This window comes from Actinomyces qiguomingii (assembly GCF_004102025.1).
In the GTDB taxonomy this organism is placed as follows: Bacteria; Actinomycetota; Actinomycetes; order Actinomycetales; family Actinomycetaceae; genus Actinomyces; species Actinomyces qiguomingii.
In genome coordinates this window covers 1,817,076-1,833,725 of sequence record NZ_CP025228.1, presented here as the reverse complement: position 1 = coordinate 1,833,725, position 16,650 = coordinate 1,817,076, and the positions used below count along the sequence as shown (strand labels likewise).

14 protein-coding genes and 1 tRNA gene are annotated in these 16,650 nt (G+C 68.4%); 1 reads left to right on the top strand and 14 read right to left on the bottom strand.

From position 1 onward, the window contains the following. Window positions 1-15: 15 nt before the first annotated feature. The 5 genes from CWT10_RS07500 to pgi all read right to left on the bottom strand — a co-directional run bounded on the left by CWT10_RS07500 (window position 16) and on the right by pgi (window position 7,288). Complete coding sequence (locus CWT10_RS07500; protein ID WP_233188400.1) at window positions 16-669, bottom strand: DUF998 domain-containing protein; 654 nt, start codon at window positions 667-669, stop codon at window positions 16-18. Then, window positions 666-3,848 carry a bifunctional lysylphosphatidylglycerol synthetase/lysine--tRNA ligase LysX gene (gene lysX / locus CWT10_RS07495; RefSeq protein WP_103064376.1) on the bottom strand — a complete coding sequence of 1,061 codons (3,183 nt, stop codon included), beginning with the start codon at window positions 3,846-3,848 and terminating at the stop codon, window positions 666-668. The genes CWT10_RS07500 and lysX overlap by 4 nt, the downstream gene beginning before the upstream one ends. Window positions 3,849-4,130: 282 nt before the next feature. Beyond that, window positions 4,131-4,204 (bottom strand) — tRNA-Pro (locus tag CWT10_RS07490). 189 nt (window positions 4,205-4,393) lie between these two features. After that, window positions 4,394-5,596 (bottom strand): molybdopterin-synthase adenylyltransferase MoeB, encoded by a 1,203-nt coding sequence (gene moeB / locus CWT10_RS07485; protein ID WP_103064375.1) that lies wholly within the window; start codon window positions 5,594-5,596, stop codon window positions 4,394-4,396. Window positions 5,597-5,623: 27 nt separating this feature from the next. Beyond that, window positions 5,624-7,288 (bottom strand): glucose-6-phosphate isomerase, encoded by a 1,665-nt coding sequence (pgi, locus tag CWT10_RS07480; RefSeq protein WP_103064374.1) that lies wholly within the window; start codon window positions 7,286-7,288, stop codon window positions 5,624-5,626. A gap of 34 nt (window positions 7,289-7,322) precedes the next feature. Between pgi and CWT10_RS07475 the strand changes: the two genes are divergently transcribed. Further along, a complete protein-coding gene (locus tag CWT10_RS07475) occupies window positions 7,323-7,925 on the top strand; it encodes a DNA-3-methyladenine glycosylase I (RefSeq protein ID WP_103064373.1) in 603 nt (200 codons plus the stop codon). 45 nt (window positions 7,926-7,970) lie between these two features. Here the strand turns inward: CWT10_RS07475 and CWT10_RS07470 are convergent, their stop codons facing one another. From CWT10_RS07470 to CWT10_RS07430, 9 genes are all read right to left on the bottom strand, one after another. Beyond that, the gene (locus tag CWT10_RS07470) at window positions 7,971-8,360 is read right to left on the bottom strand and encodes a VOC family protein (protein ID WP_103064372.1); all 390 of its coding nucleotides are present in this window, start codon (window positions 8,358-8,360) and stop codon (window positions 7,971-7,973) included. Further along, window positions 8,357-8,530, bottom strand: coding sequence for a hypothetical protein (locus CWT10_RS07465; protein WP_199176401.1), 174 nt, complete (start codon window positions 8,528-8,530; stop codon window positions 8,357-8,359). The genes CWT10_RS07470 and CWT10_RS07465 overlap by 4 nt, the downstream gene beginning before the upstream one ends. A 9-nt stretch (window positions 8,531-8,539) precedes the next feature. Beyond that, window positions 8,540-8,944: a helix-turn-helix domain-containing protein gene (locus CWT10_RS07460; RefSeq protein WP_158247712.1), complete on the bottom strand. Its 405-nt coding sequence runs from the start codon at window positions 8,942-8,944 to the stop codon at window positions 8,540-8,542. Beyond that, complete coding sequence (locus CWT10_RS07455) at window positions 8,938-9,597, bottom strand: hypothetical protein (protein ID WP_199176400.1); 660 nt, start codon at window positions 9,595-9,597, stop codon at window positions 8,938-8,940. Before CWT10_RS07455 ends, CWT10_RS07460 begins: the two co-directional genes overlap by 7 nt. Before the next feature lie 253 nt (window positions 9,598-9,850). Then, window positions 9,851-10,978 carry an MFS transporter gene (locus tag CWT10_RS07450; protein ID WP_103064370.1) on the bottom strand — a complete coding sequence of 376 codons (1,128 nt, stop codon included), beginning with the start codon at window positions 10,976-10,978 and terminating at the stop codon, window positions 9,851-9,853. A 308-nt stretch (window positions 10,979-11,286) separates the two neighbouring features. Next, complete coding sequence (gene der / locus CWT10_RS07445; protein WP_103064369.1) at window positions 11,287-13,446, bottom strand: bifunctional cytidylate kinase/GTPase Der; 2,160 nt, start codon at window positions 13,444-13,446, stop codon at window positions 11,287-11,289. Window positions 13,447-13,567: 121 nt separating this feature from the next. Then, the gene (locus CWT10_RS07440; RefSeq protein WP_103064368.1) at window positions 13,568-14,524 is read right to left on the bottom strand and encodes a ketopantoate reductase family protein; all 957 of its coding nucleotides are present in this window, start codon (window positions 14,522-14,524) and stop codon (window positions 13,568-13,570) included. 10 nt (window positions 14,525-14,534) lie between these two features. Further along, window positions 14,535-15,698: a prephenate dehydrogenase gene (locus tag CWT10_RS07435; protein ID WP_128683334.1), complete on the bottom strand. Its 1,164-nt coding sequence runs from the start codon at window positions 15,696-15,698 to the stop codon at window positions 14,535-14,537. Continuing rightward, the gene (locus CWT10_RS07430; RefSeq protein ID WP_416171731.1) at window positions 15,695-16,567 is read right to left on the bottom strand and encodes a pseudouridine synthase; all 873 of its coding nucleotides are present in this window, start codon (window positions 16,565-16,567) and stop codon (window positions 15,695-15,697) included. Before CWT10_RS07430 ends, CWT10_RS07435 begins: the two co-directional genes overlap by 4 nt. Window positions 16,568-16,650 lie beyond the last annotated feature (83 nt).

Below are 16,650 nucleotides of genomic sequence, written 5' to 3'. Positions count from 1 at the left end.
TCCCACAGCAGCGGCTCACTCTTCCTTCACCCGCCCATCCTCGTCTTCCGCAAGCCGCCAAGCCAGCAACGCTATCCAGGCCGAGCACGCCAACACCTGGACCATCTGCACCGGCCCCTGCGTTCCGGGCGCCAGCGCCGGTGCTGCCGCGCTGAACACCAGCAGACCCGCAACAACCACCGCGAAGCCGGCCACCGCCCGCACTCGGGCCGTCCAGCCGCCGCGCTCAGCCAGCCCCAGCGCCACCAGGGCGATAAGTGCCACCAGGGCCACCGATACGAGTACCGAGGCGGCCTCATGCAGGTGCCGTACCAGGCTGGGGGTTGCGGCACATACCGGATCCCTGCTTTCAGCGCACGGCAGGTTGAAAACCGTGTCCAGAACCGTTCCGACGCCCACCAGCGCCAACGCCGCAGCCGCGTGCGGGGCGCGCCCACCGATCCATCGTCTCCAACCTCGTCTTCCCAGCACGGCGATCACGGCAAATACGGCCGCAGCCGCAAGATCACCCAGGCGGAACAGCCACTGGTAAGGCTGATCCTGGGCGGCCAGTTCGGAGAGGTAGCCGGATAGTACCCGTGAGTCACCGTTGAGCGGCCACAGCAGCCAACTGTTGTAGGTGACCAGAACGAGCGCGGCCAGCACACCACGCAGCCGGCACAGACTCACAGCTCCGGCCTTACCAACGGGAAGGCAATCGTCTCCCGGATGGAGGCGCCGGTGAGCATCATGACCAGCCGGTCCAGGCCCATGCCGAGCCCTCCCGAGGGCGGCATGCCCTGCTCCAGTGCCCCCAGGAAAGCCTCGTCCAGCTCCATCGCCTCGGGATCACCCCCGGCAGCCGCCAGTGACTGAGCGGTCAGGCGTTCACGCTGAATCACCGGGTCAACCAGTTCAGAGTAGGCGGTGCCTACCTCGGCGCCGAACACAATCAGATCCCAGCGTTCGGCCAGCCTGGCGTCCTCCCGGTGAGGTCTGGTCAACGGCGATGTCTCCGCCGGGAAATCGGTGAAGAAGGTCGGAGCCACGGTGGTTGATTCCGCCAGGTGCTCGTACAGCTCCTGCATCATCGTTCCCCACCCCCAACGCGGATCGTAGGGCATAGCTATGGCGTCGGCGTGGGTGCGCAGCACCTCCACGGGCGTGTCCGGCCCGACGTCCTCCCCCAGACCCTCACAGACGGCCTGGCATACACTCACCGTCCGCCATGGGGCCGCCAGGTCAATCTCGTGCTCGGATCCTCCTACCCAGCCCCGGATCACCGTAGTCCCGAGGGCCTCCCGCGCAGCGGAGACAATCAGATCACGTGCCACATCCTTCATGACTCCGTAGTCGGCGTGGGCCTGATAGGCCTCCAGCATGGTGAACTCGGGGTTGTGCGTGGCGTCGGCCCCCTCGTTGCGGAAGTTGCGGCCGATCTCGAAGACCCGTTCCATGCCGCCGACCATAAGGCGCTTGAGGTACAGCTCCGGGGCGATACGCAGATACAGGTCAAGATCGTAGGCGTTAATGTGGGTTTTGAACGGGCGAGCGTTCGCTCCGCCGTGCACCGGCTGGAGAATGGGGGTCTCCACCTCCAGGTAGTCACGTCCCAGCAGCTCCCGGCGTACAGCCTGAATAGCGTGAGAGCGGGCGGTAACCATGGCGCGCTCCTTCGGGTCGACTATCAGCGCGAGGTGCCGCTGCCGCACCCGGGTCTCGGGGTCGCGGATGCCTCGCCGCTTATCCGGCAGGGGACGCAGTGCCTTCGAGGTCATGGACCAGTTGTTGGCCAGCAGGCTGCGGGTGCCGGTGCGTGAGGCACCCACCGTGCCGGAGACGACCACCTGGTCCCCGGCACGCACCAGCCGCCGGAACCGAGCGACGCCGTCGGCGCCGGTTGTGGCGCGCTCAAGCAGAATCTGCAAATCTCCACTGCGATCACGCAGATCCGCGAAGATGACACCGCCGTGGTCGCGTACCGCTAGGACTCTGCCGGCCACCCGGCATGCCCCTTGCGCCTGGCCGCAGGATGCGCTGACCTTCACTGACGGCGGGTAGGGGTCCAGGCCAGCGGCGAGCATGGCCTCACGGGAGGCCAGACGTGAGGCGAACTGCTTGGGGGGCCGCCTGCGCGAAGTGACGCTGACCGATCCCCTGCTGATGCCGGCCAGCAGTGCCGATTCCGCATCATCGCGGCGGGGCTGTTGAATGTCAGTGTTCGGCGAGAGCCAGGCGGGAGGGGACACAAAACCCTCCGCGATTCCCATGGTGAAGGCCACCCGGGCTAGATCCCCGCCGTCGGGATAGCAGATCATCCGGGGGAACCAGTCGGGATCGTACTTGGAGTTTGATCGATACAGGGATTCCAACTGCCACCAGCGGGAGGCCAGCAACAGCAGGCGCCGCCATAGACGGCGAATCGGCCCGGCACCGATCCGCTCCCCCTCAACAAAGGCTGATCGGAAGACGGCGAAATTCAACGACGCCCGGGTTAACCCCAGGTCAACCCCGTCGGTCATGAGCGCTGCGACCATGAATTCGGTTACGCCGTTGTCGGCCCGCGGGTGGCGCCTCATCACATCCAGGCTCAAGCCGTCCGATCCCCAGGGAGCGAAGGACAGCAGCGCAGCAACCTCTCCGCGCTCATCGCCGGGCGGGAACAGCGCCTCAACCATCACGCATTCGGAGTCTGAGGGGTCACCCAGGCGGCCCAACGCCATTGAGAATCCGCGTTCAGCCTCCCCTCCCAACCATTGCTGTGCCAGAGAGGCAAGAGACTCCAGCTCTTGGGCGGGGATCGAGCCATGCCGTCGGACTCGCACCCCGTATCCCATCTCCTTGAGACGACGAACCGGTCGGCGCACCTCGGACATCTCACCGATACGCGCGCGGGCGAAGTCCAATACGGCCTCATCACCGATATGCAGGGCCCGCAGTCCGGCGTCGGCATAGGCGCGAGCACCGGCCTCGGAGGCCCCAATGACGGCGGGCGTCCAGCCGAACTCTGCCGCACGGCGAACAAAGGCACGCGCTGCGGTCGGCCAGGTGGCCGGGTCCCCCAAGGGGTCACCCGAAGCTAGGGCAACTCCCTTGGCTACCCGGTAGACCACAGCCGAGTCGTCTACCAGTAGCACGGACTTGTCCCTACGGGTAGCGAAGTATCCCAGTGAGTCCGTTGGATGCTGCGCCAGCAGGGTACGCACACGACCCTCCTCCTGAGTGGTCATCTGCGCGATCTCCTTCTGGGATCGCAGCAACATCCCGAAGGCGATCAAGAAGCTGACCGTCCACCCGAATCCGAGCAGGCTGACCAACCACTGGGGGGAGGCATCCGCAATGAACAATTCACTCATCTGCCGCAGCCCCACACCCGATACGGCGAACTTGACGGCGATGGCCACAAGCGTCACGCACACGGCCATGAGCAGGAAGGCCCCGAAGGCGCGGCGACTGTTTCCCGGCTGGGAACGGACCGTGTAGCAGCGCCTATGCATCAGCAGCAGAATGAGGAACACCAGCAGGGTCACCACGTTCACCGTGAGGACGGACCGCATGTCAGCTAAGTCTGCTTCCTGAAGGGCGGCTATCAGGACAAGCACGTGCAGCACGGTTACCAGCACGGTCATCACCGTGAGCGCCGTCCAGGCAGACCGCTTGCGTTTGTCTGTACCCGCCGCGAGCAGAAGAATGACCACTCCGGTCAGCCAATCGATGGATGGCAGCGGAATCACCCACATGAAGATGAGCTCCAGCGCCGGTCCGATTCCGGGTTTGGAGTACAGCAAGGTGTCCGCCAACGCGAGGATGGCGATCGTGTACAGAAGCTTAGGCAGGAGCCGTGGGAATAGGGAATCGTGGGTCCGCATCGTCTGTGCTTGTTCCTTCCGGTCGATGGGTGCGCCCCAAGTGCACAGGGAAATATTCTTAGCAGATGCGACGTCGCGTGAATCGTTCTGACGCACGAGAACGGAAATGACATCCCCTACCCCGTTGAGAGGATCTCGCTCCTTCGGTCAGGTGAGTTCAACGATGCCCGGGCGAGGGAGTTGGAACGGACGATAGGTCAACCTACTGCCGCGCAATCGTTTGAGAGGAGGGCCTGCCGCGAAGGTGCCGTTTTCCCTACTGCCAACGGCTTCGCGATGCGGTCGGGCTGGCGGGATTTGAACCCACGACCCCTTGACCCCCAGTCAAGTGCGCTACCAAGCTGCGCCACAGCCCGTGTCCGCGCGGACCGTGCCGCTCGGAACATGGAAGACGATAACCCATGTTGGCGCCGCCGTCGAAATCCGTGGACGGTGACGCCGCTCACCGTCGCCGCCGAACCCTGGCAGCCACGTCGACCGAACTCGATGGTTATATCTGCCGACCTCGGCGGTAACAACGACCGACCTCGGCGGGGTGGAGGCGGTCAGGCGGAGGCGTTCCAGGCCTTGATGCCGCCCTCCAGGTTGGTCATGGGGCCCGCGTATCCGGCCGCCTCCAGCGCCTCGATGGCGCGGGCCGAGCGCACGCCCCCGGCGCAGTAGACGATCAGCTCCCGGTTCGGCTCCAACTCCCCACGGCGCTCGACCACTTGGTCGAGCGGAATGTGCGCCGCTCCGTCGATCGAGTCGAACTCGACCTCGTGCGGCTCACGCACGTCCAGCAGCGTGTAGGCCTGCCCGGGCAGCTCGCCCGCGGCGATGCGCTCGCGCAACTCGGCGGCGATGATCGTGTTCATGGTGCTCTCCTGTACTCGAGTATCGTGCTCCTGCCGCGGCCGGGCGCCGCACAGGGCCTCATAGTCCACCAGGCGGGTGATCGTCGGCTGGGAGCCGCACACGGGGCAGTCGGGGTTCTTGCCGATCGACAGCTCCCTAACGCTTCCCTCCCAGACGTTGACCAGCAGCATGCGGCCGATCAGCGGGCGCGCTCCCCCGATCACCAGTTTGAGCGCCTCCGCGGCCTGCATGGAACCGATGATGCCGGGCAGTACGCCCAGTACCCCGGCCTCGGCGCAGGACGGTACCGCACCCGCATCGGGCGGGCTCGGGTGCACGCAGCGGTAGCACGGTCCGCGCCGCGCATCGAATACGGTGACCTGGCCGTTAAAGCGCAGCACCGCCCCGTGCACGAGCGGTATTCCCAGCAGCACGCAGGCGTCCCCCAGCAGGTAGCGGGTGGGGAAGTTGTCGGTGCCGTCGATCACCACGTCCCAGCCGCGCAGCAGTTCCATGGCGTTGGCGCTGGTCAGGGCCTCCCGGTGGGTGACGATCTCCACGTCCGGGTTCAGGGCGGACACGGCCTGCCGCGCGGAGTCCACCTTGGCGCGGCCCGCGGCGGCGGTGGTGTGCAGCACCTGACGCTGCAGGTTGGAGACGGCGACGTCGTCGTCGTCAATGATGCCGAGCGTGCCCACGCCGGCGGCGGCCAAGTACAGGACGGCGGGCGAACCCAGGGCACCCGCGCCCACCACCAGGATGCGGGCGGCGCGGATACGCTGCTGCCCGCGCCCGCCCACCTCAGGCACAAGCGCGTTGCGCGAGTAGCGCATCCGCTCGGCGGCGGTGAGTGGGCGCAGGCGGGCGTCGTCGATCAGCGAGGGGAACTGCTCCCCCTCCCCCGGTGTCATGGTTCTACCGGAACCGCGGCGCGGCGGTCAGTGGCGCAGGCCGCGGTAGCGGTCGATCAGCTGCCGGGTGGAGGCATCCTGGGCGGCGTAGGCGGCCTCGTCGCCCCGCACGGCGGGGGCGATCTCCAGGGCGAGCTTCTTGCCGAGCTCTACGCCCCACTGGTCGAAGGAGTCGATGCCCCACACAATGCCCTCGGTGAAGGTGATGTGCTCGTACAGGGCGATCAGCTGCCCGACCACGGCGGGGGTGAGGGCCGGGGCGAGGATCGACGTCGTCGGCCGGTTGCCGGTGAACACGCGGGCCGGCACGATGGCCTCCGGGGTGCCCTCGGCGCGCACCTCCTCGGCGGTCTTGCCGAAGGCGAGGGCGGCGGTCTGGGCCAGGAAGTTGGACAGCAGCAGCTCGTGCACGTCCGCGTCGCCGTCCTTGACCGGGTGGGCCGGGTTGGCCACGGTGATGAAGTCGGCGGGGATGAGCCGGGTGCCCTGGTGGAGCAGCTGGAAGAAGGCGTGCTGGCCGTTGGTGCCGGGCTCGCCCCAGAAGATCTCCCCGGTGTCGGTAGCCGCGGGGCTGCCGTCCCAGCGCACGGACTTGCCGTTGGACTCCATGGTCAGCTGCTGCAGGTAGGCCGGGAAGCGGTGCAGGTACTGGGCGTAAGGCAGCACGGCGTGGGAGGCGGCCTGGAAGAAGTTCACGTACCAGACGTTGAGCAGGCCCATGAGCATGGGTACGTTCTCCGCCGGCGCCTTGGTGGCGAAGTGTTCGTCGACGGCGTGGAAGCCGGACAGGAAGTCGGCGAAGTTCTCCGGGCCGACGGTCACGGCCAGCACGGTGCCGACGGCGGAGTCCACCGAGTAGCGCCCGCCCACCCAGTTCCAGAAGCCGAAGGCGTTGGCCGGGTCGATGCCGAAGGCCTCCACCTTGTCCAGGGCGGTGGACACGGCCACGAAGTGCTTGGCGACGGCGCCGTCGGTGCTGATGTCGCGCGCGGCCAGCGCCTCCAGCAGCCAGGTGCGGGCCATGCGGGCGTTGGTGAGGGTCTCCAGGGTGGTGAAGGTCTTGGAGGCGATGATGAACAGGGTGGTCTCCGGGTCCAGGTCGGAGACCTTCTCGGCGCAGTCGTTGGGGTCGATGTTGGAGATGAAGCGGGCCTCGAGGCCCTCCTGCACGTATGGGCGCAGGGCCTCGTAGACCATGACCGGGCCGAGGTCGCTGCCGCCGATGCCGATGTTGACGACCGTCTCGATGCGCTTGCCGGTCACGCCGGTCCACTCCCCCGAGCGCACGCGGCGGGCGAAGGCGTAGATCTTCTCCAGGACCTCATGCACGTCGGCGACCACGTCCTGGCCGTCCACGGTGAGGGTGTCGGTGGCGGGCCGCCGCAGGGCGGTGTGCAGGACGGCACGGTCCTCGGTGACGTTGATGTGTTCGCCGGAGAACATGGCGTCACGGCGGCCGGGCACGTCCACGGCCTCGGCCAGCTCCACCAGGGCGTCGCGGACCTCGTCGGTCAGGAAGTTCTTGGACAGGTCGACGAACAGGTCGCCCATCTCGTAGGAGTAGCGCTCGGCGCGCTGCGGGTCCTGGGCGAACCAGGCGCGCAGGTCGGGCTCCATAGACTGGTGCAGCTCAGTGAGCCGCTTCCAGGCGGCCGTGGTGGTGGGGTCAACCGGTGTGCGTGTTGTCGACATGTCGCCAGTCTAGGCCGTCCGCTACCGTTACCGCATGGGAGACCTGGTGATCGGCGAGGACGGTCTGGCGCGGCCGGTGTGGGCGGCTGGCGACCCGCTGCTGCGCGACTACTACGACACCGAGTGGGGCATGCCCGTGCGCGACGAGCGCGGCGTGTTCGAGCGGCTCAGCCTGGAGGCCTTCCAGTCGGGCCTGTCCTGGCGCACCATCCTGGTCAAGCGGCCCGCCTTCCGGGAGGCCTTCGCCAACTTCCAGCCGGAGGCGGTGGCCGACTTCGGGGACGAGGATGTGGCCCGGCTGCTGGCCGACGCCCGGATCGTGCGCAACCGGGCCAAGATTCTGGCCACCATCAATAACGCCCGGGCCACCGTGGCCCTGCGGGATGCCGACGACGTCGACGGCGGCCTGGCGGGCCTGGTCTGGTCCTACCGGCCGGCGGCCACCCCCGCCCCGCGCACGCTGGCGGAGGCTCCTACGCGCTCGCCGGAGTCGGAGGCACTGGCCCGGCGCCTGAAGCGCCTGGGCTTCCGCTTCGTGGGCCCGACGACGGCGTTCGCGCTGATGGAGGCCATCGGCATTGTGGACACCCACCTGGTGGGCTCCTGGCGGCGCGGCTCGTCCGGGGTGTGGCACTAGGGCAAACATGCAATGCACATCCTCGAAGGAAGCGCCGCCCCGATGTCACGCCGGTTCGGTTGTGCCGCCCCGGAACACGGCCTCAATATTGTGCCCATCGGGGTCTAAGACGAAGGCCGCGTAATAGCCGGGCTGATAGTGTGGGCGTTCGCCCGGAGCACCGTTATCGGTACCTCCTGCCGCTAAAGCAGCTCGGTGAAAGGCCTCGACCTGGTCGACGGAACTCGCGCTCAGTGCCAAGTGGAGTGTCATCGGATTGGCCTCCGGCGTAAGCCAAACTTCCGGATGCGTGCGCCCGTCGTGATCGGCTGCGCCAAAAGCAACCATCGGCCCATGTTCCGCCACTACGGAATAACCGAGTGACGTCAACGTATGCTCGTAGAACACGCGTGATGCTTCTGGGTTACTCACGGCAAGGGACACGTGGTCAATCATGCCAGCGACGGTATCACATTGCACCGGCGCTTCTTGCGGCGGTTCTGGGTGACGATCCAAGCCACGTCCGGGTCGCCGACGTCGAGCGCATTGAACGCGGCTAGGCCCTCCTGCGGGTCGGACGCCACCGCAACGCTGAGCTCAGCCAGCGACGGCGTTGTGTCGACCATGCCTCGACGCTACAGCGCCAATATGGATTCGTACAGGTCGGCGCGGGGCACCACCTTCCCGGACAGATAGGTGCTCAGGCGCGACGTACTGGTCCCGAGCCGGCTCGCCACCTGTGCGCGTGAGAGTCCCGAGCGTTCCACCGCGGCCCGCATTCGCCGGGCCGCTAGCATTGCCCGCTCCTCTCGAGGAAGACCCTCAAGCCACAGGCGCACCAACGCGGCGCCGGGGTCGTCGCCAAGCACGTCACACGCGTCCAAGAACGCGGCGCGCGTCTCCGGATCACGGTCGCACGCCGCCTTGATCCGACGGTAGTCATCAAGATCCCCGCGCTCCACGGCAGTGATCTTCGCGTCGAACGGCCAGGTAGCTGGATCGTCAGCGGGATCGGCATCCACGTTGCGGAAGCTCAGCAATGTGCCATCTCCTCCGCTACGGCATGACATACCGCAGCCACTTCGGACCAGTCCTGCCATTTGGGAGACAACCCCTTGTATCGCGCCAGCTCGTTAACCGTGCGTATGTCGCTCGGCTGCGGCGATGCCAGGGCCAGTGCCAGGCTTGTGGTGGCAGAGTCCGATTCTGAAGCCTCGTAATACGAGTCCAGATCGTTGAGCACCTGCGCGGCGTATTGCGGTGAAGTCGCGTCGGCAAGAGCGGCAACGTCCAGGTAGTCACGGACCGAGCGTCGTTGGAGCAGCATCCAGCCCTTGATCCGCACCATCTCCTCATAGGTTGGGACCCGCAACTGAGCGCCGTTGTCGAGAGTGATGGCTTCCACTTCAAGTGGACGTGCCCTCCTGAGCTGTCGTAGCCCGGCCTCTACACCGTCCAACGCCCCCATGATCGTGTTCGGTCGTCGCGAATGGCGACCGGACAGTACCCAGCCATCGGTTGCTTCTACCGCATCAAGGACTGCGTCATAGCGTTCCGACAGGTCCGCGACAACATGGTCGTGAGCGAACGAGACCCTGTGTCGGGTGTAGAGACTCGCTGCTGAGCCTCCAACCATCACAGCGTCAGGAACCACCTGCTGCAATCTTGCGGCCGACTCGAAGACGCGCCGCATTCTCTCGTCCACCTCGGGCGTAGGCGCGGCAAGCGAAGGCGACGGTTCTCCCCGGGAGCTTGGCTCTCCAGAGGTATGTGATGGGTCACCCACAAGTGAATCATATCAGATCAGATAACTCACTACGGGCGGTTCCATGACATCCCGGCACAGCAACGACTGTATTCATGGACCAAAAGACGGTGCGCTCGACGACGGCTGGGCCGAGACTCGACCCAAACTGACCGCACACCCTGTCGCCCGGACAGAGACCTCACCACTCGGAGGCGCGCGCCAGACGCCTCGCGGGCGTGACCGCTACAACCACAGCGGTTGCCGCCACCCCGAGGCCGAGGGCGACCAACACGCACAGGCGCAGGCCGCCGAGTTCGAGCAGAACCCCGGCCGTGACCGGCACGACCGCCGAGATCGCGGCGATGACCAGCCCCACCAGCGCCAGAGCGCGTCCCTGTCCGGCTTTCGGCACCACGTGTTGGATGTAACCGAAGGTGCAGCCACTCGTGGCCGCGGTGGGCAACCCGACAAGTGCCAGCGTAACCGCCTGGACGACGGGTCGCGGTTGGACCAATACGGGAAGCACCGCAAGCGCGCACAGCAGCGATCCCACGGCGATGATCCTGCCGGCCCGCACGCGTTGAATCAGCCACGACGCGGGCAGCGCACCGACGAGCAAGCCCACCGCCATGAACGTGTTCAGCAGTCCCACTGCGGCGGTGGAGGCACCGGCCACGCGCAGGGCCATCTGCATTCCGTCTACCAGGAGCAAGACCTCCAGGCTTGACAGCATGGCCGAAGATGCCAGGGCCAGTACGGCCGGTCGGGTGAGTATTCGCAGCAGGCACCGCCAGGTCACCCCGGCTTCCGGGGTTGGTGGAGCAGTGCTCTCGCCGTCGTCGGCAAGCGGGTGCAGGTCCGCCCGCACGCGACTAATGCCGACGGCCTGACCGAGCGCACCAACCACCGAGGCCACGAATGGCACCCAGGAGCCCACCGCCAGCAGTAGCCCGGAAATCGGCTGCCCGATTATGTTGACGACGCCGTCACGTCCCCGGTTCACGGCCAGCGCGCCGGGCAGCCGTTCGCCGGAGACAATGCTCGGCAGGGCAGCGTCCGACGCCGTGCCGAAGACACCGGTGATGAGCCCCGCGGCTCCGGCGCACCCGGCGAGGAGGCCGAGCGAAAGCCTGCCGGTCACACACATGAGAGCAACCGCGGAATAGAGCACGGCCCGCAGCATCCCGGAGGCAATGATGGCCCAGCGTCGATCCACGCGATCCATCGCCATGCCGCCGGGTATGGAAAGCGCCGCAGCCGCCAATCCGGCGACCGTCGATACCAGGCCCGCCTGCGCCGTCGACCCGGTGACGTCCAGCGCGACCATCTCAGCGCGAAGGTGCCGACCACCGAGCCCAATTGCCAGGAGGTGTCGGCGCACAACCACGCCAGATAATCGGCCCGCCGTGATCCCACCGCCTCAGCCTATGACTTCTCGTATCGGTTCCGGGCCACAACCGCCGCGAAGAAATGTCCGAAACCGGCACGAACAAGCCCGCCGCCCCAATGCGCAGCTCAGTAACCGTTGGAATCGTGCGGATGCGAAATCACTCCGGGCGGCCGACTCCGGTGTTAATGCCGATCTTGGACATTCTGCCGCGCCCGGCGCACGCTCACGTCCGTGCGAAGCCGCCCTCAGCGCCGCTGGCGACGTTCGCGCACGCGCACGCCGATTTGGATCGGGGTGCCGGCGAAGCCGAACTCCTCACGCAGCCGGTTCTCGATGAAGCGCCGGTAACCGGCGTCCAGGAATCCGGTGGTGAAGATGACGATGCGCGGCGGGGCGGTCTGCACCTGGGTGGCGAACAGGATGCGCGGCTGCTTGCCGCCCCGCACCGGGTGCGGGCTGGCCGCCTGCAGCTCCCCCAGGAAGCCGTTGAGCCGCCCCGTGGGCACGCGGGTGTTCCAGCCGGCCAGGGCCGTGTCCAGGGCGCGCGCCAGCCGGTTGGTGTGCCAACCGGTGCGGGCGGAGAGGTTGATACGCGGGGCCCAGTCCACATGGGCGAGCTCGTGCTCCGCCTCCCACTCCAGCTGCTTGCGGCGGTCCTCATCCACCAGGTCCCACTTGTTGTTGACGATCACCAGGGCGCGCCCGGCGTCGACCACCTGCTGGATCACGCGGATGTCCTGCTCGGTGACGGCCTCGGAGGCGTCCAACAGGACCACGCCCACCTCGGCCTTCTCCACCGCCCCCTGGGTGCGCAGCACCGCGTAGTAGTCGGCGCCGCGCGCCTGCCGGATGCGGCGGCGGATGCCAGCGGTGTCCACCAGCACCCACTGGCGGCCGTCGAACTCCACCACCTCATCCACCGGGTCGCGGGTAGTGCCGGCCAGTTCATTGACCACCACCCGCTCGTTCCCGGCGAGCTGGTTCAGCAGGGAGGACTTGCCGACGTTGGGCCGCCCCACCAGGGCGATGCGGTGCAGGTCATCGCTGCGCTCCGGCCCGGCCACGGCGGACACCTCCGGCAGGATGGCGACGGCGGCGTCCAGCAGCTCCCCGCTGCCGCGCCCGTGCAGGGCGGAAACAGCGTAGGGCTCGCCCAGTCCCAGGGCCCACAGGGCGGCGGCATCGCCCTCCTGCACGGGCGAGTCGACCTTGTTGGCGGCCAGCACCACCGGCTTGCCGGAGCGGCGCAGCATCTTCACGATCCGGTCGTCGGCCTCGGTGACGCCCACACGGGCGTCCACCACCAGCAGCACCGCGTCGGCCAGGTCCACGGCAGCCTCGGCCTGTGCGGCGACGGCGGCGTCCAACCCAGCCACGTCGATCTCCCAGCCACCGGTGTCAACGATGGTGAAGCGCTTACCCGCCCACTCTGCCGGGTAGGAGACGCGGTCTCGGGTCACCCCGGGCACATCCTGCACTACGGCCGCCCTGCGGCCGAGGACCCGGTTGACGAGAGTGGACTTGCCCACGTTCGGCCGGCCGACAACGGCAAGGACGGGCAGGCCCGCCTCCAGGCCGACTTCGGCAGCGGGAATATCCTCCCCCGCGAGCAGGGCCCGGTCCTCCTCGTCTAGCTCGTAGTCGTCCAGTCCGGTACGCAGCGCGTCGGCACGGGCGTCCTCCAGCCGCTCGCGCTCGGCGCTCTCGGCGCGCGACTGCTCGACCAGCTCGGTGACGCGGGTGATGGTCTCCTCCAGCGTCAGGTTCGAGGTATCCACCGCGGTGACGCCCTCGGGGGCGGTGAGGAACTGGGAGACGGTGGCGTCGTCGCGGTCGCGGCGCACCACCTGGTCGCGCAGGGCGGCGGCATCCACGGCCTTTCCGGCGGCGTCCAGGTCGGCGGCGCGGCGGGCCAGCCGGGCCTGCTCACTGGCGGTCAGCAGCAGGCGCACGTCAGCGTCGGGGGCGACGACGGTGGTGATGTCGCGCCCCTCGGCGATGATGCCGGCGCCGCGGGAGAAGGAGCCGGCCAGGCCACCGGCCTCGGCGCGGATGATTTCACGCTGGAGCCGCGCCATCTCGGCGCGCACATCCAGGTTGGTGGCGACTTTGGAGACCACCGCGGACACGTGCGGCTCGCGGATGGCCTCGGCGATGTCCACCCCGTCGCAGACCACGCCCGGGGAACGGGGGTCCACCCCCATGTCCAGCGGCATGGCCTGCACGGCGTCGGTGACGGCCTCGGCGTCGTCGAAGTCTACACCGGTGCGCTCGCACCACCAGGCGGCCGCCCGGTACATGGCGCCTGTGTCCAGGTATGCCAGCCCCAGCGCGGCCGCAACCCGCTTGGACACCGTGGACTTGCCGGACCCGGACGGCCCGTCAATGGCGACGACGATTCCCATCTGCTCCTCCAACTGCCGACCCAGCGTGCTCCGGCGAGCTCCGGTCGGCCTCAGGGGGTAAGCGTCGCACAACCGTGCCGCCGGGCGCGGATCCACAGCAGATGAGTCCGCCCACAGCCGATCATCGGGTACCGTCTGCGGCCACCAGGGGCGCATAGCCGCCCCACACGGGCATGGGAACACCGAGGTGCTCGCCGGCCGCCAGCACCTCGAAGAAGCCGGCCCGCCACTCCTCGCGGCCATGTGCCATATGCGCCAGCACCATGCGGCGGGTGTCGGCCTGAGAGAACATGCGGCCCAGGCCCGCCGCGATGATCCTCGCCGGTAGGCGCAGCAGCGGCGCGGGTTGTATCCGGCCGGTAGCAATGCCCCGCGCCCGGCATACGGCGACTCCTTCGCGCAGCGCCAGCACCATCCGTTGCAGGGAGTCCCGGTCGGTGCACAGCCGGTCGTAGTCACCCGCTTCCAGCAGCGGGCCGAGGGTGACGGACTGTTGGAGGTAGTGCACGGCCAGCCAACCGGCCATGTCCCGCTCCCGTCGGACCGACAGCCCGGCACTGGTCAGGGCGGAGACGGCGGTGTCCAGGTCGGCCCGTTTCGCAGGCTCGTCCGCCTCCAGACGGGTGCCGTGGTGATAGAGCGTCGCCTCTATGCTCACCTCGCCGCCCGTGTCGGTGCGTCCCCCGCCGATCTGGCCGGGGAAGCCGAGGCAGTAGTCCTCCCGCGGCAGCCACTCCTGCAGCTGAGCGTCGATGTCCCAGTGGTTGAGCATGAACAGCAGGGACGTCCGCCCCGCAAGTGGCGCGACGGTTGGAAGCACCTCATGCAGGTGGAGCCGGTCCACCGTCACCAGCGTCAAGTCGGCCTCCACGGGCGCGGTGACAATCTCCGGAAGATACCGGCCGACCAGTGGCCGCCTGCCGCGGCCACCGCCTCCGCGGTGCAATCGCATCTGTACGCCGCGGCGCAGCTGCTCCGCGCGTCCTGGCCTGGTCAGGACTGTCGTCTCATGGCGTCGGCTCAGCAGCCAGCCGTGGCTCAGGCCGATCACGCCCGCCCCGACGATCAGGATGCGCATGCCGGTCTCCTCAGGACACGACCACGCGCCAGCCGCGGGCGTCCAGGGCCTCCTCCAGGCCCTGGGCGACGGCCGGCATGACCGAGAGCAGGGCCAGTCCGGCGCTCTGCCCGGGCGAATGCTCCATGGCGAAGTCCTCGATATTGACGCCCGCCTCGCCGACGTCGGAGAACAGACGACCCAGCGAGCCGGCGGAGTCCGGGACCAGTACCTGCACCTGTGCGTAGCGGCGCGGCGCCCCGCCGTGCTTGCCGGGTATGCGTTCCTGTCCGGCGTTGCCGCGGGTCATCACGTCCGTCACGGCCCCGACGGCGCCCGGCGCGATGGTGGCGGCATCCCCGGCGGCGGTGTAGGCCGAGTCGCCGGGGTCGACGGCGGCCGGCGCGATCCCGTCGATCAGGGCGTCCAGGTCCCCGCGCAGCTGTCGCAGCATGTCTGCCACCGGCCCGGCATTGCCGACCACGATGGCCGACCACAGCCGCGGATCGGAGGCGGCGATACGGGTGGTGTCGCGCAGGCCCTGCCCGGCCAGGCCGAGCGCGTTCTCGGGAAGCTGCTCCAGGCGGGCGGCCAGTAGGGAGCTGACCAATTGTGGGACGTGGCTGACGGCGGCGACGGCGGCGTCGTGCTCGGCAGCGCTCATGCGCACCGGTGTGGCGCCCACATCCACGGCCAGGTTGCGCACCGCCAACTCGGCCTCCGGGGCCGCCCCGTCCGCAACCACCACCCAGGGGCGTCCGGCGAACAGGTCGGAGTCGGCGGCGCCCGCACCGGAGCGCTCCCGCCCGGCCATGGGGTGCGAGCCGACGTACCGGCGCGCCGCAGCGCCGCCGCGGCGGCGCACCTCGGCGGCGATGCGCTCCTTGACGCTGGCCACGTCCGTGACCACCGCATCCGGATGTGCGGACAGTTCGCGCAGCACCACGCCGGCAGCCACGTCCGGTGGGGTCGCGACCACGATCAGCGCCGGCTCGGGGCTGCGCTCGTCACACACCTGCCCGGCCCCCATGTCCCGGGCCAGTGCCAGGGAGGTGGGTGAGGTGTCGGCCAGCTGCACCTGGACGCCCGCACCGGTCAGGGCCAGCGCCAGGGAGGTGCCCAGCAGCCCGGTGCCGACCACCAGCACCGGCCCTCGGGTGGACAGGACGGCCGAGGGGTTTCCGATGGCGCTCACAGCCCCACCTCCTGCTGCAGGGCGCTGACCTCCGCGCCGGTCAGTGCCCGCATGGCACCGGGGCGCAGGTCGCCTAGCGCCAGCGGTCCGATCCGGGTGCGAGACAGTCGGGTCACGGGGTGGCCAACGGCGGCCAGCATGCGGCGCACGATCCGGTTGCGTCCCGAATGCAGTGTTATTTCCACGATCGACGCTCCCGGGGCGGTGTCCTTGATCACCACGCGATCCGCGGCGATCTGACCGTCCTCCAGCTCGATTCCACGCTTGAGTCCACGCGCCACCCCCGGGCCGACGCGTCCCTTGACCACGGCCACATAGGTTTTAGCGACCTCGTAGCTAGGGTGGGTGAGCCGATGGGTGAGCTCGCCATCATTGGATAGCAGCAGCAGCCCCTCGGTCTCGGCGTCCAGACGGCCCACGTGCACCAGGCGGAGGGAGGCGGCCCGCTCGGGCCCGCCCAGCTCGGCGGCGTGCTCCTTCAGATACCTCTCGGCGTACTCGGCAACCGTGGGGCGTCCCTCCGGGTCCTCCATGGTGGTGACCACGCCGGCGGGCTTGTGCAGCATCACAGTTATGACATCGGGGTCGGTCAGCACCCGGGAACCGTCCACCCGGATCTCCTGGACGGCGGGGTCGACCCGTATTCCCGGCTCGGTGACCCGCACGCCGTCTACGCTGACTCTGCCGGCGGCAATCAATTGTTCGCATACGCGCCGCGAGCCCATCCCGGCGTGCGCCAGCACCTTCTGGAGTCGCTCCCCGCCAGCCGTGTACGGGTCGGACGGCGCGCCCTTGGAAGCGTGCTCCCGCTCGGCATCTCCCCGTCGGGTGTTAGCCGGGGCCGCGGTCTCGTAGTCGATCTCCTCCAGGTCGTCGGGGTCGTAGAATTCCTCGGCGCCGAAGTCCAGGCCTTCCCGGGCGCCGCGGGCGTCTTCGATGTTATTGATGTATT